15 protein-coding genes and 5 tRNA genes are annotated in these 17626 nt (G+C 71.0%); 10 read left to right on the top strand and 10 right to left on the bottom strand.

Translation table 11 applies throughout. From position 1 onward, the window contains the following. The first annotated feature begins 117 nt into the window (after nucleotides 1-117). Nucleotides 118-834 carry an IclR family transcriptional regulator NdgR gene (gene ndgR, locus TNCT1_RS24795; RefSeq protein ID WP_061925666.1) on the top strand — a complete coding sequence of 239 codons (717 nt, stop codon included), beginning with the start codon at nucleotides 118-120 and terminating at the stop codon, nucleotides 832-834. A gap of 93 nt (nucleotides 835-927) precedes the next feature. Here the strand turns inward: ndgR and TNCT1_RS24790 are convergent, their stop codons facing one another. Further along, entirely contained in the window at nucleotides 928-1452 is a 525-nt protein-coding gene (locus TNCT1_RS24790; protein WP_143635927.1) for a DUF4188 domain-containing protein, read from the bottom strand. An 81-nt stretch (nucleotides 1453-1533) separates the two neighbouring features. Here TNCT1_RS24790 and TNCT1_RS24785 point away from each other — a divergent pair, with 81 nt between their 5' ends. After that, nucleotides 1534-2178, top strand: coding sequence for a MerR family transcriptional regulator (locus TNCT1_RS24785; protein ID WP_143635925.1), 645 nt, complete (start codon nucleotides 1534-1536; stop codon nucleotides 2176-2178). 52 nt (nucleotides 2179-2230) lie between these two features. On the opposite strand, the gene TNCT1_RS24780 is transcribed toward TNCT1_RS24785, so the two are convergent. The 9 genes from TNCT1_RS24780 to TNCT1_RS24740 all read right to left on the bottom strand — a co-directional run bounded on the left by TNCT1_RS24780 (nucleotide 2231) and on the right by TNCT1_RS24740 (nucleotide 6627). After that, nucleotides 2231-2303, bottom strand: a tRNA-Glu gene (locus TNCT1_RS24780). Between the two features lie 28 nt (nucleotides 2304-2331). After that, nucleotides 2332-2403, bottom strand: a tRNA-Gln gene (locus TNCT1_RS24775). 21 nt (nucleotides 2404-2424) lie between these two features. Further along, nucleotides 2425-2497 (bottom strand) — tRNA-Glu (locus TNCT1_RS24770). A gap of 62 nt (nucleotides 2498-2559) precedes the next feature. Beyond that, nucleotides 2560-2632: transfer RNA gene (locus tag TNCT1_RS24765), tRNA-Glu, on the bottom strand. A 38-nt stretch (nucleotides 2633-2670) separates the two neighbouring features. Then, nucleotides 2671-2742, bottom strand: a tRNA-Gln gene (locus tag TNCT1_RS24760). A gap of 91 nt (nucleotides 2743-2833) precedes the next feature. Continuing rightward, nucleotides 2834-3568: an HAD family hydrolase gene (locus tag TNCT1_RS24755; protein WP_143635922.1), complete on the bottom strand. Its 735-nt coding sequence runs from the start codon at nucleotides 3566-3568 to the stop codon at nucleotides 2834-2836. A gap of 112 nt (nucleotides 3569-3680) precedes the next feature. Beyond that, entirely contained in the window at nucleotides 3681-5165 is a 1485-nt protein-coding gene (gene gltX, locus TNCT1_RS24750) for a glutamate--tRNA ligase (protein WP_143635920.1), read from the bottom strand. Beyond that, entirely contained in the window at nucleotides 5158-5943 is a 786-nt protein-coding gene (locus TNCT1_RS24745; RefSeq protein WP_143635918.1) for a fumarylacetoacetate hydrolase family protein, read from the bottom strand. Before TNCT1_RS24745 ends, gltX begins: the two co-directional genes overlap by 8 nt. A gap of 489 nt (nucleotides 5944-6432) precedes the next feature. Then, nucleotides 6433-6627, bottom strand: coding sequence for a hypothetical protein (locus TNCT1_RS24740; protein WP_143635916.1), 195 nt, complete (start codon nucleotides 6625-6627; stop codon nucleotides 6433-6435). Nucleotides 6628-7192: 565 nt separating this feature from the next. Here TNCT1_RS24740 and TNCT1_RS24735 point away from each other — a divergent pair. The 8 genes from TNCT1_RS24735 to TNCT1_RS24700 form a co-directional block, all read left to right on the top strand. Next, nucleotides 7193-11083, top strand: a complete 3891-nt coding sequence (locus tag TNCT1_RS24735) for a nitrate- and nitrite sensing domain-containing protein (protein WP_143635914.1) — start codon at nucleotides 7193-7195, stop codon at nucleotides 11081-11083. A 9-nt stretch (nucleotides 11084-11092) separates the two neighbouring features. After that, entirely contained in the window at nucleotides 11093-11506 is a 414-nt protein-coding gene (locus TNCT1_RS24730; RefSeq protein ID WP_003973453.1) for a roadblock/LC7 domain-containing protein, read from the top strand. Between the two features lie 111 nt (nucleotides 11507-11617). Continuing rightward, nucleotides 11618-12016 (top strand): DUF742 domain-containing protein, encoded by a 399-nt coding sequence (locus tag TNCT1_RS24725; RefSeq protein WP_143635912.1) that lies wholly within the window; start codon nucleotides 11618-11620, stop codon nucleotides 12014-12016. Next, a complete protein-coding gene (locus tag TNCT1_RS24720) occupies nucleotides 11997-12572 on the top strand; it encodes an ATP/GTP-binding protein (RefSeq protein WP_067301226.1) in 576 nt (191 codons plus the stop codon). The genes TNCT1_RS24725 and TNCT1_RS24720 overlap by 20 nt, the downstream gene beginning before the upstream one ends. A gap of 377 nt (nucleotides 12573-12949) precedes the next feature. Continuing rightward, nucleotides 12950-16222, top strand: coding sequence for a nitrate- and nitrite sensing domain-containing protein (locus tag TNCT1_RS24715; protein WP_174266438.1), 3273 nt, complete (start codon nucleotides 12950-12952; stop codon nucleotides 16220-16222). 10 nt (nucleotides 16223-16232) lie between these two features. Continuing rightward, a complete protein-coding gene (locus TNCT1_RS24710; protein WP_004983065.1) occupies nucleotides 16233-16646 on the top strand; it encodes a roadblock/LC7 domain-containing protein in 414 nt (137 codons plus the stop codon). A 94-nt stretch (nucleotides 16647-16740) separates the two neighbouring features. After that, nucleotides 16741-17310 carry a DUF742 domain-containing protein gene (locus TNCT1_RS24705; RefSeq protein ID WP_143635908.1) on the top strand — a complete coding sequence of 190 codons (570 nt, stop codon included), beginning with the start codon at nucleotides 16741-16743 and terminating at the stop codon, nucleotides 17308-17310. Continuing rightward, a partial coding sequence (locus TNCT1_RS24700) for an ATP/GTP-binding protein (RefSeq protein WP_174266437.1) occupies nucleotides 17291-17626 on the top strand: 336 nt, incomplete at its 3' end. The genes TNCT1_RS24705 and TNCT1_RS24700, both read left to right, overlap by 20 nt.

Raw genomic sequence — 17626 nt, 5'->3', positions numbered from 1 at the left:
TCCTCGGGCGTCCGCCGCCGGGCCCTGTGCTGCTCGGGCCGCTGTCTGATTCCAGGGTGGCGCTTTCCACGGAAAATTGAACTTGCGTTTCACAGAGTGAGACGCGAGTATCGTTGCATGGACAACAGTAGCGGCGTCGGCGTTCTGGACAAGGCGGCCCTCGTCCTGAGCGCTCTGGAGTCCGGTCCGGCCACCCTCGCGGGTCTGGTCGGCGCCACCGGACTGGCACGACCCACGGCCCACCGCCTGGCCGTGGCCCTGGAACACCACCGCATGGTGGCACGCGACATGCAGGGCCGGTTCATCCTCGGCCCGCGCCTCGCGGAACTGGCGGCGGCGGCCGGCGAGGACCGCCTGCTGGCCACGGCGGGCCCCGTGCTCACCCACCTCCGCGATGTCACCGGCGAGAGCGCGCAGCTCTACCGGCGCCAGGGTGACATGCGGATCTGTGTGGCCGCGGCGGAACGCCTGTCCGGCCTGCGGGACACGGTCCCGGTCGGCTCCACGCTGACGATGAAGGCCGGCTCCTCCGCCCAGATCCTCATGGCCTGGGAGGAGCCGGAGCGGCTGCACCGCGGTCTGCAGGGCGCCCGGTTCACGGCGACCGCCCTGTCGGGCGTCCGGCGGCGCGGCTGGGCCCAGTCCATCGGCGAGCGCGAGCCGGGCGTGGCGTCCGTCTCCGCGCCCGTGCGCGGCCCCTCCAACCGCGTGGTGGCCGCGGTGTCCGTCTCCGGCCCGATCGAGCGCCTGTCCCGTCACCCGGGCCGTATGCACGCGCAGGCGGTCATCGACGCGGCGGCCCGTCTCTCCGAGGCGCTGCGCCGCTCCGGCTGAGACCGCGCGCCCCGGGAACTGCGCACCGGGAAGGGCCCGCCCCAACGCCGCGGCGAGCCCTCCCCGGTCCCCCCGGTCAGGCGGTCTTCTCGGTCAGGCGGTCTTCCCGGACTCCGGCACCGGCCGCGAACGGTGCGCGAACCGGTCCGCGGCGTAGCGGCCGCGGACCTCCACCGGCACCTGGCCGTGCGCCTTCGCGAGGCCGAAGGCCGGCATGTCGAGGTAGATGGACTCGTGCGAGCCCTCGGGTGCGACGTACGCCTCGTGCCACAGCCCGACGTGCCCGCGCGCCTTGCCCTGGCGCTCCTTGCGGTTGACGGCCGCCCAGACCCGGTGGTGGAACATCTCCGGCGAGGTCGCGTAGGCGTACAGCTTGTCCTTGGACTCCCAGTACTGGACGACGTAGTACGTCCGCGGCGAGGCCGTCAGCAGCACGTGCCCCAGCAGTCCCCGGCCGGGGTCGCGCCCGAGCTGCCGCAGCATGCGGATCATCGACAGCATGACCGGGAGCCACTGGTGCACCGCCCGGAAGTGGTTGATCCTCATGCCTATGAGCAGCACCACCGCATCCCCTTCGACCGCGGCGGTCGTACGCCCCCGCACGGGCTTCGCGAACATGCCGGTCCCCCTCGACAGATAGCGGCACTATCCTTCTGGCGATGCTTGGATAGTGGCACTTCCCAAGGAGAGGCGCAAGAGATGCGGCTGGCGGAGCTCAGCGAGCGCAGCGGTGTGTCCACGGCGACGATCAAGTACTACCTGCGCGAAGGGCTGCTGCCGCCGGGCCGCCAGGTCAGCCCCAGGACGGCCGAGTACGACGAGGAGCACCTGCGCCGGCTGCGGCTGGTGCGGGCGATGATCCAGGTGGGCGGGGTGCCGGTGGCCAAGGTGCGCGAGGTGCTCGGGCATGTGGACGACGACTCGCTCGGCCGCACGATCCGCCTGGGCGCGGCGATGTGGGCGCTGCCGCAGCTGCCGGAGCCGGACGAGGACGACGAGTACGTCCGGGCGGCGCACAGGGAGGTCGCCGCCCTCCTGGACCGGCTCGGCTGGGAGAACACCAAGCAGCTCACGACGATCTCGCCCACGTACCGCTCGCTGGTGGTCGCGGTGGCCGCGTTCCGCCGGATCGGCTACGACTGGGGGGCCGAACAGCTCGCTCCGTACGCCGAGTTGATGCACCGGACGGCCGTCCTGGACCTCGACAACATGGAGACGCACCCCGCGGGGGCGGAGCGGGTCGAGTTCGCGGTGCTCGGGGCGGTCCTCAACGAGCCGGTGCTGCGGGCGCTGCACCGGCTGGCCCAGGAGGAGGAGACGGCGCGGCGGTACGGCTTCGAGTGACCGGCGCCGGGAACGGCGAAGGCCCCCCGCCGAAGCGGAGGGCCTTCACTTGTACCCCCGACCGGATTCGAACCGGCGCTACCGCCTTGAGAGGGCGGCGTGCTAGGCCGCTACACAACGGGGGCGTGGACGCTGCGTTTCCGCAGGTCCGAGCTGGTCTACCTGGACTCGAACCAAGACTAACTGAACCAGAATCAGTCGTGCTGCCAATTACACCATAGACCAATGATGGTTTAGACCAGTCAGTACCCCCGACCGGATTCGAACCGGCGCTACCGCCTTGAGAGGGCGGCGTGCTAGGCCGCTACACAACGGGGGCCCTAGCGATCCTGCATCGAGACGAGTGGGAGCTACCCGAACTCTCCTCGCGGGAAGGATCTGTACCCCCGACCGGATTCGAACCGGCGCTACTGCCTTGAGAGGGCAGCGTGCTAGGCCGCTACACAACGGGGGCTTGCGGATGTGATCCGCGGCGCAGATGAGCTCTGCGAGCTGGCCTACCTGGACTCGAACCAAGACTAACTGAACCAGAATCAGTCGTGCTGCCAATTACACCATAGGCCACTGGAACTCAAGCCCCTCAGGGGTTCTCGTTCTAGTTCGCACCCCCGGTTGCCGGCCTTTCGGCCCGCTCTCCGGCGGCGCAGGAAGAACATTACCCGAAGGTGGACGGGGCTCCAAAACGACTATCCGCGCCGAGGAGCCCGGGGAGTTCGGAGAGGGACGCGATGCGGTGCGGTCCGGTGGGCGGGTCGAGGGTCGCGTAGGCGCCGCCGCGGTCGATCCACACCGACAGCAGCCCGGCCTCCGCGGCGCCCCGGCCGTCGATCTCCGGGTGGTCGCCGACGTACGCGACCTCGTGCGGGGCGAGCGACAGGGCGTCGCAGGCGGCCAGGAAGGCGCCGGCCAGGGGCTTGGAGACGCCCAGCTCGGCGGCGCACAGCAGCGCCTCGAAGCGGTCGCGGACGCCGAGCAGGCGCAGCTTGCGGTCCTGGACGGTCAGGCTGGAGTTGGACAGCACCGCGTGCCGGTGGCTGGCGGCCAGGGCGTCGAGCACCGGCAGGACGTCCGGGAACAGGGACCAGGCCGCCTCGTAGTGCCGCACGTAGCGCTGGAACCAGTCGTCGGCCTCGGCGTCCGTCAGCTCCGGCCGGTCCAGGAAGACCCGGGCCCGGTCGCGCCGCTGTGTGACGAAGTCGACCTCGCCGGCGGCGAAGCGGGCCCACTGCCGGTCGGTGATCTCCCGCCAGCGCGCGAGCGCCTCGTCCGGCGAGCCGTACCCGGCGAGGAGCCCCTCGGCCACCAGGTGGGCGCGCATGCCCTCGCGGTCGGCGGTGGTGTAGTCGAAGAGGGTGTCGTCCACGTCCCAGACCACGGCGCGAATGCTCATGACCCGACCGTAACCGGCGCACGGCCGCCGTGTCCGGTGCGCGGACGGGGGCGGGTACGGCGAAGGGCGGCGCCCGGGTGTCCCGGGCGCCGCCCTCGGCGTGTGGCGTCCGTTACGCCGCGAGCCTCGCCAGTGCCGCGTCGACGCGGGCCAGCGTCTTCTCCTTGCCCAGGACCTCCAGGGACTCGAAGAGGGGCAGGCCGACCGTGCGGCCGGTGACGGCGACGCGGACCGGGGCCTGGGCCTTGCCGAGCTTGAGGCCGTGCGCCTCGCCGGCGGCCAGGACGGCCTCCTTCAGCGACTCGGCCGAGGTCCAGTCGGCCGCCTCCAGCTTCTCGCGCGCCGTGCGCAGGAGGTCGTCGGAGCCCTCCTTCATCGCCTTCGCCCAGGACGCCTCGTCGAAGACCGGCTCGGCCAGGAACAGGAAGTCGACGTTGTCGGTGATCTCGGACAGGACCTTCAGGCGGGTCTGCGCGTGCGGGGCGATCGCCTGCCACTTGGCCTCGTCGAAGTCCTCCGGCGCCCACGGGGCGGCCGGGGCCTTCAGCCACGGGCGGCAGCGCTCGGTGAAGTCCTTGACCTCCAGCATCCGGATGTGGTCGGCGTTGATCGCCTCGCACTTCTTGAGGTCGAAGCGCGCCGGGTTGGGGTTGACGTCCGCGATGTCGAAGGCCGCGACCATCTCCTCGACCGAGAAGATGTCCTGGTCCGCGCTGAGCGACCAGCCCAGCAGGGAGAGGTAGTTGAGCAGGCCCTCGGGCAGGAAGCCGCGCTCGCGGTAGAGGTTGAGCGAGGACTGCGGGTCGCGCTTGGAGAGCTTCTTGTTGCCTTCGCCCATGACGTACGGCAGGTGGCCGAAGGCCGGGGTCCGCTTGGCGATGCCCAGCTCGGTCAGCGCCTTGTACAGGGCGATCTGCCGCGGGGTGGAGGAGAGCAGGTCCTCGCCGCGCAGGACGTGGGTGATGTCCATCAGCGCGTCGTCGACCGGGTTCACCAGCGTGTACAGCGGGGCGCCGTTGGCGCGCACGATGCCGTAGTCCGGCACGTTCTCCGGCAGGTAGCTGATCTCGCCGCGGACCAGGTCGGTGAAGGTGATCGGCTCGTCGGGCATCCGGAAGCGGACGATCGGGGAGCGGCCCTGGGCCCTGTACTCCTCCACCTCCGCCTCGCTGAGGTCGCGGCAGTGGCCGTCGTAGCCGGACGGCCTGCCCTCGGCGCGCGCGGTCTCGCGGCGGGTGTCCAGCTCCTCCTGGGAGCAGTAGCAGTGGTAGGCGTGGCCGGCGTCCAGGAGCTTCCCGGCGACGTCCTTGTAGAGGTCCATGCGCTGCGACTGGCGGTACGGCGCGTGCGGGCCGCCGACCTCGGGGCCCTCGTCCCAGTCGAAGCCCAGCCAGCGCATCGCGTCGAGGAGCTGGTTGTAGGACTCCTCGGAGTCGCGGGCCGCGTCGGTGTCCTCGATGCGGAAGACCAGGGTGCCCTGGTGGTGCCGGGCGAACGCCCAGTTGAACAGGGCGGTGCGGACCAGGCCCACGTGGGGGTTACCGGTGGGCGAGGGGCAGAAACGGACGCGTACGGGTGAGCCGGATGCGCTAGCCACGCTTGACAACCTTGTTGGTGAGAGTGCCGATGCCTTCGATGGTGACGGCGACCTCGTCGCCGACGTTCAGGGGGCCGACCCCAGCGGGGGTGCCGGTGAGGACGACGTCGCCGGGGAGCAGCGTCATGGCCTCGGTGATGTTGACGATCAGGTCCTCGATGGAGTGGATCATCTCGCTCGTACGGCCGAGCTGGCGCTGCTCGCCGTTGACGGTGAGCTGGACGGTGAGGTCGCCCGCGCGCTCCAGGTCCAGGCCGGTCTCCACCCAGGGGCCGAGCGGGCAGGAGGAGTCGAAGCCCTTGGCCCGGGCCCACTGCTTCTCGCGCTTCTGCACGTCGCGGGCGGTGACGTCGTTGGCGCAGGTGTAGCCGAAGATCACGTCCTTGACGCGCTCGCGCGGGACCTCGCGGCACATGCGCCCGATGACGACGGCCAGCTCGGCCTCGTGGTGCAGTTCCTGCGAGAAGGACGGGTACCGGATCTCGTCCCCGGGTCCGATCACCGAGGTGGAGGGCTTGAAGAAGGCGAAGGGGGCGTCGGGCACCGCGTTGCCCAGCTCGCGGGCGTGCTCGGCGTAGTTGCGGCCGAAGGCCACGACCTTGTTGGGGAGCACCGGGGGGAGCAGCCTGACCTTGCTGAGCGGCACCTTCGTCCCGGACAGCTCGTGGTCGGTGAACGGGATGCCCTTGATGATGTCGAGGACGAGTTCGTCCTCCTTGTCGCCCTCGACCGCGCCGAAGGCTACGTTCCCGTCGATGGAGAACCTGGCGATGCGCACGGGATCCTTGCGCCCCTCAACTAGAACCGGCGTACTGACGCCCCAGGTTAACCGGTCGGGCCGCCCGATGTTCGGGCAGTACGGCGTGGCGGGTTTTCACGGCCGGTGGATCACGGCTTCGTGATCCCGAATTCCGCGGGAATTACGCGCCCGGGACTTTCGTGCACTACTCAGGGAATTCCCCGGCCGCCCGCGTCCCTGCGGCGGCGCCGCCCGCCGCCCGGGGCCCGGCCCCTCCCACGAGGGCGCGCGGCAGGGCCGGCGGGGTGGGCGCCGTCCGCGGAGCCGGCCCCCGGGCCCGCTCCGCGGGGCCGCGCACCGGCCTCCGGGAAATCCGTCGCGGACGGCGGCCCGGCGTATCGGAACGGACGGCCGGGAATCCGGCGCGCGGGAAAAGGGACCGCGGAGTGAAACCCGCCGAAAAGCGAGCGCGGCCCGGAGATCGTGTGATCTCCGGGCCGCGCTCGGTGTGTCGGGTGCCGGGTCCGGCTACTCGCCGGCCGGGGCGGCGGCGCCCACCGGGACCTCCATGAGGACGGTGCGTCGCGGGTTGGCCGTCTGGGCAGGAAGGTCGACGGAGTGCTCCGGCAGCTCCGGCGTCTGCAGGTCGTCGGCGTCCTCGAGGTGCGCCAGCGTCGTGCGCCGCGGGTTGGCTATCGTGCGGAACATCATCGTCGTCTTCACCGTTGTCATCCTGTGGCTGCTGGTGGGTTGACAGGGCATCTCATCCTGTAAAGCGCAAGGCTAAACATCGGATTCCCCGTCACGGACGTGAACTGCACAAGTTCTCCATGTGAGTTTGCTCACGACCTCACAGACAAACCGGTCATTTCCGACTCCCATCTCCCCCTAGGGAAACGGACATTGACCCCTTGAAGCGCTCATTCCGCTCCCGATCATGGCGACTGGGACACCGGGCATCGAGCAGCGCGCGACAGCGGTACGCCCGTTTTGTACGAGATCGACTTACACGGGTCGTAGCCTGAGCCTCACGTTCCGTCACGTAGGTCACAGCTCGGCTCACGGCCCTTGTTGGAGATCCGGCACTGTGCTGGAATTCCACGGACCGCCGCGGGATCGAGCCGGCGCGCAGGGGGCGCAACGCAGCGCCGGGTGGCGGCGAGATAGGGGGAACCAGCGCCGGTCACTCAAGACCACCGGGGGGCGTATTCAGGGCGCTCTCCAAGACGCCGACACCGTGTCCCTCCGTTCGCGCGGAGGGGCGCCTGGTCCAGAGGTTGCGACGCTAGTGCAGGGACGTTTCAAGAGGGATGGCAGCGCTTCGGCGGAGCCGGAGGCGCACGGCGGGACCGACCGCGGTTCCTCCCCCCAGCACGCCCAGAACCCGGGCGCGGCCCAGTCAGGTGACGGCGGTGAGCGCTCCGGGCGACCCGGCGCGCCCTCCGCGGCGGGCCCGGCCGGCCAGGCCAAGGCCCAGGCCCCCGCCGCGCCCGTGAAGCCGGCCGGCAAGACCCCGAGCGGCCCCGGCTCGCGTGTGGCCCTGCGCAACTGGCGCATCTCCACGCGTCTGGTGTCGCTGCTGGCGCTCCCCGTCGTCGCGGCGACCTCGCTGGGCGCGCTGCGCATCAGCGACTCGATGGACGACATCCAGCAGCTCGACAACATGAAGCTGCTGACGGACATGACCAAGCAGGCGACCGAGCTGGCCATGGCGCTCCAGGAGGAGCGCGACCAGTCCGCCGGTCCGCTGGCGCACGGCCTGAAGCCGACCGACTACACGGTCAAGGGCGTCCGGGACACGACCGACCGGGCCCGGCAGAACTTCCTCGACTCCTCCGAGCAGATCGACGAGGCGAGCAAGAACGGCAACCTCCAGGGCGTCCGCGACACCCTGGTCAGCCTCGCCAACCAGCTCGACGACCTCGCCAAGATCCGCCAGGACGCCTACAAGTCGAAGAACAACTCGACGCAGACGGTCGAGGCGTACCACCGGCTGATCACCCAGCTGATCGACCTCTCCCAGTCCATGGCCGAGGCGTCCAGCAACCCGGAGATGATCTCGCGCACCCGCGCCCTGGCGGCCTTCTCCAGCGCCAAGGAGTACGCCTCCGTGCAGCGAGCCGTCATCGCGGCGGCCCTGACCTCCAGCAACACCTCCAAGGGCGAGCTCTCCAAGAACGACCAGCTCTACGGCAAGTCGGCGAACGAGAGCGAGAAGGCCCAGATCGGGATCTTCCGCAAGATCTACAGCAGCCAGAACCCGGACGAGCTGCTCAAGCCGATCGAGGACACCAACCCGACGATCCAGGCGGCGGACCTGTACGCCAGGCGCGTCCTGGAGTCCCCCGGCGGCCTCAACGACCTGCCCGCGCGCTCCTACCGCGACTGGGTCGACGACAGCACGACCAAGATCCAGCAGATGAAGAACATCGAGCACACGCTGCTCGAGGACATGGAGCAGAAGGCCCGCGAGCTGAAGTCGTCCTCCGAGCAGGAGGCGATCCTCTCCGGTGCGCTGATCCTCATCGTGCTCGGCGTCTCGCTGGTCGGCGCCTTCGTCGTGGCCCGGTCCATGATCCGCTCGCTGCGCCGGCTGCAGGACACGGCCACCAAGGTCGCCCAGGACCGGCTGCCCGAGCTGGTCAAGCAGCTCTCCGAGTCCGACCCGCAGGACGTGGACACGTCCGTGGAGTCGGTCGGTGTGCACTCCCGGGACGAGATCGGCCAGGTGGCCGCGGCCTTCGACGACGTGCACCGCGAGGCGGTCCGCCTCGCCGCCGAGCAGGCCCTGCTGCGGGGCAACGTCAACGCGATGTTCACCAACCTCTCGCGCCGTTCCCAGGGTCTGATCCAGCGTCAGCTCTCGCTCATCTCCGAACTGGAGTCCCGCGAGGCCGACCCGGACCAGCTCTCCTCGCTGTTCAAGCTCGACCACCTCGCCACCCGTATGCGCCGTAACGGTGAGAACCTCCTCGTCCTCGCGGGTGAGGAGCCCGGCCGCCGGTGGACCCGCCCGGTCCCGCTGGTCGACGTGCTGCGCGCCGCCGCGTCCGAGGTGGAGCAGTACGAGCGCATCGAGCTGGCCGCCGTGCCGACCACCGAGGTCGCCGGCCGCGTGGTCAACGACCTCGTGCACCTCCTCGCCGAGCTGCTCGAGAACGCCACCTCCTTCTCCTCGCCGCAGACCAAGGTCAAGGTCACCGGTCACGCGCTGCCCGACGGCCGCGTCCTGATCGAGATCCACGACACCGGTATCGGCCTCTCCCCCGAGGACCTCGCGGCGATCAACGAGCGGCTCGCCTCGCCGCCCACCGTGGACGTGTCGGTGTCCCGCCGCATGGGTCTGTTCGTGGTCGGCCGTCTGTCGCAGCGCCACGGCATCCGCATCCAGCTCCGCCCGTCCGACTCCGGTGGCACGACCGCGCTGGTCATGCTCCCTGTCGACGTGGCCCAGGGCGGCAAGAAGCCCGCTCCCGGCAAGCCCGGCGCCCCCGCGGCGACCGGTGGTCCGGCCGCCGCGCAGGCCGCGGCCGGTGCCGCCGCCGCCCGCCGGGGCAACGGCGGCGGCCAGGGCGGCGCCCTCGGCGGTGCGCCGACCGCCGGACGCCTCGGCGCCGGACCGGGCCCGCGTGGCCAGGTCGGCGCCCAGGGCCCGCGGGCCGCGCTGCCCGGCACGGGCCAGGGCGGCCGTCCCGGTGCGCCGGGCCAGGCGCGCGGCCCGCAGGGCCCGGGCGGCCCGCAGCAGGGCAGGCCGGCTCCGGCCGGGGCCGGCGCGGGCGGCTTCGGCGGTCAGACGCCGGGCGCCGGACCGGGCCAGCAGGCCGCGGGCGGCCCGCAGCAGGACATGTTCGGCGGCCGCGGTCCGGCGGCGCCCCGCGGCGGCGCGGGCGCCCAGGAGCAGGGCCGTCAGCCCCAGCTTCCGGCGCGCGGCGGCGCCCGGGCCGAACTGCCCGGCGGCAACCCGCAGTCCGACCCCGCGGACTGGCGTGGCAACGCCCAGGCCCCGGTGTCGCGTGCCTCGCTGGACGCCCCGCGCGGCCACGACGAGCAGGACCCGGCGCGGACCTCGCACCTGCCGCGCCTGGACGACCGTCAGGGTCCTGGCGCGACGGCGGAGATGCCGCGGATCGACGCCCAGGGTCCGGCCTCCACCGGCGAGTTCCCCCGCCCCGACTTCGGGAGCAACGCCTCCACCGGCCAGTTCGCGCGCCCCGGCGCCGACGCCCTTCAGCAGACCGGTCAGTTCCAGCGTCCGTCCGGCCCGCAGGACCCCGGCCAGTACGGCCGGCAGGACAACGGCCAGTACGGTCAGCAGGGCGGCAACGACCAGTACGGTCAGCAAGGCGGCACCGGCCAGTACGGTGCTCAGCAGGGCGGCAACAGCCAGTACGGTCAGCAGGGCGGCACCGGCCAGTACGGTGGTCAGCAGGGCGGCAACAGCCAGTACGGTCAGCAGGGCGGCAACGGCCAGTTCGTCCGCTCCGATGTCTTCGGCACGTCGGCGGCCGGGCAGCAGGACCCGCAGAGCACCGGCCAGTTCGCGGCGCCGCAGGCTTACGACCGCGGCTTCGACGGCGGCTCCACCGGTCAGCACGCGCTGCCCGACCGCCAGAACCCGGCCGGCACCGGGCAGTTCGAGCGTGCGCAGCCGGGCGGCCGCGCCGACTTCGGCGCGCCGCGTCCGCCGGCCCCGCAGCCGCAGCGTCCCGTCCGCCGCGAGCCGGAGGCGCTGCCGCCGGCCACCGGTCCGGGCGACGGCCGCACCCCGCTGTTCGACACCCTGGAGACCAACTGGTTCCACGGTGGTCAGCAGGATCAGCCGGACAGCACCCCGGCCGCGGCGCCGCAGCAGCAGGCGCCCGCCCCGCAGCGTTCCGGCGCCACCGGTTCCTGGCGCACCTCGCCGAACGACGAACTCGTCCGGCAGGCGGAGCGCGTACGGCAGCCCGCGGCGGGCGGCGTCACCACCTCAGGCCTGCCGCGCCGGGTGCCCCGGGCCAACCTCGTCCCGGGCACGGCTCAGCAGCAACAGCACCAAAGCGGTCCGCAGGTCTCGCGTTCGCCCGACGACGTACGCGGCCGGCTGACCAATCTCCGTCGGGGCATCGCTCAGGGCCGTCAGGCCGGCAGCGGCCAGACCGGCAGCTTCCCGAGCCCCACTCACCAGCAGGAGCGTTAGTTGAGTCCGATGAGCCAGGCGGCACAGAACCTGAACTGGTTGATCACCAACTTCGTGGACAACACCCCCGGGGTGTCGCACACGGTGGTGGTCTCCGCCGACGGCCTTCTGCTGGCCATGTCCGAAGGCTTCCCGCGTGACCGCGCGGACCAGCTCGCGGCCGTCGCGTCCGGCCTGACCTCCCTGACGGCCGGGGCGTCCCGGATCTTCGAGGGCGGCAACGTGGCGCAGACGGTCGTGGAGATGGAGCGCGGGTTCCTCTTCCTGATGTCGGTCTCGGACGGGTCTTCCCTCGCGGTCCTGGCCCACCCCGAGTGCGACATCGGCCTGGTCGGCTACGAGATGGCACTGCTGGTCGACCGCGCAGGGGCGGTACTCACCCCGGACCTGCGCGCCGAACTCCAAGGCAGTCTGCTTCACTGACCGGCCCCGGCACCACCCACCTCACAAAAACACCGTCCGGCCGCCACAATCCCCCCACCGGCCTCTCCCGACGGCTTGACTGACCGACTTGCTGTCCCGCCCGGAGGATTCATGACCCCGCCCACCGCCTCTCATGATCCGTACGCGGAGCCGTACGGGGACGAGGGCGACCAGCCGCTGGTACGTCCGTACGCGATGACCGGCGGCCGGACCCGGCCGCGCTATCAGCTCGCCATCGAGGCGCTGATCAGCACCACGGCCGACCCGGCAGCGCTCATGGGACTGCTCCCGGAGCACCAGCGCATCTGCCACCTCTGCCGTGAGGTCAAGTCGGTCGCGGAGGTGTCGGCGCTGCTGGCCATGCCGCTCGGCGTGGCCCGGATCCTGGTGGCCGACCTCGCAGAGGCCGGCATGGTCGCCATCCACCAGCCGGGTGGCGACGAGAACAACGGCGGCGCTCCGGACGTGACGCTGCTCGAAAGGGTGCTCAGTGGACTTCGCAAGCTCTGACGCGGGCCGGGCCACCACCTCCGCGAAGATCGTGGTGGCGGGCGGCTTCGGCGTGGGCAAGACCACGTTCGTGGGCGCCGTCTCGGAGATCAACCCGCTGCGCACAGAGGCCGTCATGACGTCCGCTTCGGCCGGCATCGACGACCTCACGCACACCGGTGACAAGACCACCACCACGGTGGCCATGGACTTCGGCCGCATCACCCTGGACCAGGACCTGATCCTGTACCTCTTCGGTACGCCCGGTCAGGACCGCTTCTGGTTCATGTGGGACGACCTGGTGCGCGGCGCGATCGGCGCGGTGGTCCTGGTGGACACCCGCCGCCTCGCCGACTGCTTCCCGGCCGTCGACTACTTCGAGAACAGCGGCCTGCCCTTCGTCATCGCCCTCAACGGATTCGACGGTCAGCAGCCCTACACCCCCGACGAGGTGCGGGAGGCGCTGCAGATCGGCCCGGACGCGCCGATCATCACGACGGACGCCCGCCACCGCGCGGACGCCAAGAGCGCGCTGATCACGCTCGTCGAGCACGCGCTCATGGCCCGCCTGCGGTGACACTCAAGTGAGACGAGCCGTACGGCAGTTGCCGTAGTGCAAGCGGAGCCGGCTGTGGCCTTTGACACGGTCGGCTCCGGTGTTCATAACGGTTCGGCAGAGGAATCACCGTTCTTCACCACGCGACGCGGTCGCGCGGTGCCGCTGTGCGCACGGCCGCCCCGTCTTTTGACGGGGCTCGCTCTGTATGCCCGTTTTATCTGGGGCTTACATCACACGGAACCTCAGGTTCCGAGTGTTTGGACGAGCGGATGCCGCCGTGCTGGAATGCCTGAACTGCCTATTAGTCAATGACGTACTGAGTGGTCGATGACGAACCGGGCTCTGAGAGACTGCGGCACGACGAAGGTGCCGACCGCCGAGAGGTTGTTGGTCGAGTGAGGCGAAGCAAGAACGGTCCCGAGCCGTCGGCGCGGGGCAACTTCACCCCGCCGCCGCGCGCTGCGGCGCCCGCCCCTGTGCCGGGTGCCGAGCCCTCGGCCGCTCCCCCGGCCGGTGGCGGCCGTTTCTCACCGCGTAACTGGCGGGTGCCCACCCGGCTGAACGCGATTCTGCTCATACCCGTGATGGTCGGTCTCGTCATGGGCGGCTTCCAGGTGAAGAGCTCGATCGACACCTGGAACGAGGCCCGGGACGCGGAGAACACCGCCCGCCTGGTCCGCGCCGCCCTCGGCTACGCCGACGCGCTGGAGAACGAGCGCGACGTCACCGCCGCCCCGCTGCTGCTGGGTGACCAGAAGGACGTCGTCACCGCGGCCCGCAAGCAGACGGACCAGGCCGCCGCCACCTTCCACCAGGTCGCGCTGAACGTGCCGGACAAGCCCGGTCTCAAGCGCCGGCTCGAGCAGTTCAAGCAGGCCGAGCCCAAGCTGCAGACCCTGCGCCAGGTCGCGTACACCAAGAAGACCACCGGTGTGAAGACCGAGGAGGGCTACGTCGAAGTGGCCCACCCGCTGATGGAGTTCGCCAACGAGCTCGGTCTGGGCACCGGCAACATCACCTCCTACGGCCGTACCGTCTACGCCATCTCGCTGACCAAGGCGGCGCTGTCGCTGGAGCGGTCGATCGGCATGCACCTGCTGGTCAAGCCCGGTCCGGACGACCCCAACCTGGCCACTCAGCGGGTGTCCCTGTCCTCCTACGCCTACCTGGAGCGCATCGCCCTCGAGGAGTACCTCGGCGGTGGCACCGACCAGGACGCGCAGAAGCTGACCGACGCGATGGCGAAGATCAAGACGGACGGCGCCGCGCTGGTCGCGCAGGAGAAGCAGAAGGACCCGAAGTACGTCGCGCCGCCGTCCAAGCCGAACGCGATGGTCTCGGCGCTGGCGACGATGAAGGACACCTCCCCGCTCACCCGCCAGGAGATGGCCGCGGGCGGTGTGACGGCCCCGAACTGGTGGGCGGTCAACACCCTCAAGTACAAGGCCTACCGGCAGATCGAGTCGGACCTCGCCGACAAGGCCGTGAACGAGGCCTCCGGCATCGCCGGTGACGCCCAGACCTCGGCCATCACCACCGGCGCCGTGGTCGTCGTGGCCCTGCTCCTCGCCTTCATCCTGGCCGGCGCCGTGGCCCGGCAGATGAGCCGCTCGATGCGCCAGCTGCGCAACGCCGCGTTCGGCATCGCCGAGCAGCGCCTGCCGATGCTGGTCGACCAGCTCTCCCGCACCGACCCGGGCCGGGTCGACACCCGGGTCGCCCCGATCCCGATCCACACCAAGGACGAGATCGGCGAGGTCGCCCGCGCCTTCGACCAGGTCCACCGCGAGGCGGTCCGGCTCGCCTCCGAGCAGGCGCTGCTGCGGGGCAACATCAACGCGATCTTCACCAACCTCTCCCGCCGAAACCAGTCGCTGATCGAGGGCCAGCTGACCCTGATCACCGACCTGGAGAACAACGAGGCGGACCCGGACCAGCTCGAGAACCTCTTCAAGCTGGACCACCTGGCCACCCGTATGCGCCGCAACGGCGAGAACCTCCTGGTCCTCGCCGGCGAGGAGCCCGGCCGCCGCTGGGACCAGCCGGTCCCGCTGGTCGACGTGCTGCGCGCCGCCTCCTCCGAGGTGGAGCAGTACGAGCGCATCGAGCTGTCCGGCGTCCCGGAGGCCGAGATCCACGGCCGCGCGGTCACCGACCTCGTGCACCTGCTGGCCGAGCTGCTGGAGAACGCCACCACGTTCTCCTCGCCGCAGACCAAGGTGCGCGTCACCGCGACCCGGCTGCCCGACGGCCGCGTCATGGTCGAGATCCACGACAAGGGCATCGGCCTGACCGCCGAGGACTTCGCGGACATCAACCACAAGCTGGCCAACCCGCCGACCGTGGACGCCGCGATCTCGCAGCGCATGGGTCTGTTCGTGGTCGGCCGGCTGTCCGACCGGCACGGCATCCGGGTCCAGCTCCGCCCCTCGGGCGAGCAGGCCGGCACCACCTCGCTGGTCATGCTGCCGGACGCGATCACGCACGGCGGTGGCGGCGAAGCCCCGCTGGACCGCGAGGAGTTCACGGTCTCCCAGATCATCCCGGAGCAGCAGTTCCGCGGTGAGGACTTCGCCCAGGTGCAGCAGCCGCCGATGCGCACCGCCGCCGAACTCGGCTTCGACGACAGCCGCTACTCGGAGGTCCCCGACGACCTCCGGGACCTGGACCCCGTCGGCCGCTCCCTGATGCGTGAGGAGCGCCGCGCCGCGCTGGAGGCCCAGTCGCACGGCGAGCCGCAGCGGGAGCCGGACGGCCGGCAGTACGCGGACGAGTTCGACGCCCGGCAGGCCGGGTACGACGGCGCCGCCGGGTTCGGCGAGCAGCCCGCCCAGCCCGCCGCGTTCGACGGACAGCAGGCGTACGGCGACCAGGGCCAGGGGTACGAGGAGCACCGCGGCACCGGGTACGAGCAGTCGTACGACGGCCAGTACTACGCGCCCAACGGCGGCATGCCGCACGACGACGGCTTCGCCGCGAACGGCGGCGGCTACCCCGAGCCCGCGTATCCGGAGGCGGCCCAGGAGGAGCGGACGCCCGCGCACGGCTCCGCCGCCGACGCCTTCGGCTCCTACGAGCGGCAGTCCTACCAGGACGACTGGCCGCAGCAGGACAGCTACCAGAACGGCTACCCGGCCCATTACGCTCCGGAAACGGAACCGCAGGCCGCTGACGCGAGCGAGCGCGACGGCGTAGGCTTCGACCGTCCGGGAGCGGATTCTCCCGCTGCCCACCAGATGACCGACGCCGGTCTGCCCCGCCGCGGGTCCGCGAGCGGTCCCAGCGGCTCGAACGGCGCCGGACACACTCAGCCGGAGGCGCCGGCCCCCGCGGGGAACACCCCCGGGAGCAACGGCGACAGCGGCTGGCGTTCGGCCAACGACGAGCGCTGGCAGCAGGCTTCGGCGCTCCGCAAGCCCAAGGCCGGCGGAGTGACCGCTTCCGGTCTGCCCCGGCGGGTACCCAAGGCCAACCTGGTCGAGGGCACCGCCGAGAGCACCCCTCAGGGAGGCCCACAGGTCTCCCGCGCCCCGGAGGACGTCCGGGGCCGACTGAGCAACCTGCGCCGGGGCGTCGAACGCGGACGCAGCGCAGGCAGTGAAACGAACGGCCAGGCCACCAACAATCAGCACGGTGGTCCTGACAGCACCTACAACCAGGAGCGTTAGTGTGAGCCCGATGAGCCAGGCGGCACAGAACCTGAACTGGTTGATCACCAACTTCGTGGACAACACCCCGGGGGTGTCCCACACGGTGGTGGTCTCCGCCGACGGACTCCTTCTCGCGATGTCCGAAGGGTTCCCCCGCGACCGCGCGGACCAGCTCGCTGCCGTCGCCTCCGGTCTGACGTCCCTGACGGCAGGCGCCTCCCGCATCTTCGAGGGCGGCAGTGTGAACCAGACGGTTGTGGAGATGGAGCGGGGATTCCTCTTCATCATGTCCATTTCCGACGGTTCCTCGCTGGCCGTCCTGGCCCACCCGGAAGCGGACATCGGCCTCATCGGGTACGAGATGGCACTTCTGGTGGACCGCGCGGGCACGGTTCTCACCCCGGATCTCCGCGCGGAGCTCCAGGGAAGCCTTCTCAACTAACAGACGAACGGTGCGTATCCGCGTCCCGGGGCCGTAAGGTTTCGGGACGCGGCTCCACACGGATGGGTGCCCGGCACAGTCGGAGGAGGAGAAAGTGGCAACACCCCCAGGCGGTTCGCATTCGGGTAACTGGTCGTACGGCCCTGCCCAGGGCCAGAACGACGGTTCGGCGAACCGGTACGGCTTTCCCTCCACCCCTGCCCACCGCCAGCCGTACGCGCCGCAGGGCCCCGGGCCCTCGCCGTACGACCAGCCGCCGGCCCCGCGGATCCAGCCGGTGCAGCCGCAGCGCCGCCCCGAGCCCGCGCCGGCGTCCGCATCGAACAACCCCTTGGTGCGTCCGTACGCCATGACCGGCGGCCGGACGCGCCCGCGCTACCAGCTCGCCATCGAGGCACTGGTGCACACCACCGCCGCTCCGCACCAGATGCAGGGCCAGTTGCCCGAGCATCAGCGGATCTGCAACCTGTGCCGGGAGATCAAGTCGGTGGCCGAGGTCTCGGCCCTGCTCACGATCCCCCTCGGCGTCGCCAGGATTCTCGTCGCCGACTTGGCGGAGGCGGGCCTGGTCGCCATCCATCAGCCCGGCGGCGACGAGAACGCCGGTGGCCAGCCAGACGTGACACTGCTCGAAAGGGTGCTCAGTGGACTTCGCAAGCTCTAGCGGCGGTCCTTCCCGCTCCACCACCTCCGCGAAGATCGTGGTGGCGGGCGGCTTCGGCGTGGGCAAGACCACGTTCGTCGGCGCTGTCTCGGAGATCAACCCGCTGCGCACAGAGGCCGTCATGACGTCCGCTTCGGCCGGCATCGACGACCTCACCCACACCGGTGACAAGACCACCACCACGGTGGCCATGGACTTCGGCCGCATCACCCTGGACCAGGACCTGATCCTGTACCTCTTCGGTACGCCCGGTCAGGACCGCTTCTGGTTCATGTGGGACGACCTGGTGCGCGGCGCGATCGGCGCGGTGGTCCTC

This window comes from Streptomyces sp. 1-11 (genome assembly GCF_007176755.1).
GTDB lineage: Bacteria > Actinomycetota > Actinomycetes > Streptomycetales > Streptomycetaceae > Streptomyces.
The sequence above is the reverse complement of the archived record's forward strand: the minus strand, read 5'-3'. Positions and strand labels throughout refer to the sequence as shown.

Bases quoted from the DNA above. Each gene is read 5' to 3' on its own strand.
- ndgR (WP_061925666.1), top strand. From the start codon at position 118: ATGGACAACAGTAGCGGCGTCGGCGTTCTGGACAAGGCGGCCCTCGTC.
- TNCT1_RS24790 (WP_143635927.1), bottom strand. From the start codon at position 1,452: ATGTTCGCGAAGCCCGTGCGGGGGCGTACGACCGCCGCGGTCGAAGGG.
- TNCT1_RS24785 (WP_143635925.1), top strand. From the start codon at position 1,534: ATGCGGCTGGCGGAGCTCAGCGAGCGCAGCGGTGTGTCCACGGCGACG.
- TNCT1_RS24755 (WP_143635922.1), bottom strand. From the start codon at position 3,568: ATGAGCATTCGCGCCGTGGTCTGGGACGTGGACGACACCCTCTTCGAC.
- TNCT1_RS24730 (WP_003973453.1), top strand. From the start codon at position 11,093: ATGAGCCAGGCGGCACAGAACCTGAACTGGTTGATCACCAACTTCGTG.
- TNCT1_RS24725 (WP_143635912.1), top strand. From the start codon at position 11,618: ATGACCCCGCCCACCGCCTCTCATGATCCGTACGCGGAGCCGTACGGG.
- TNCT1_RS24710 (WP_004983065.1), top strand. From the start codon at position 16,233: ATGAGCCAGGCGGCACAGAACCTGAACTGGTTGATCACCAACTTCGTG.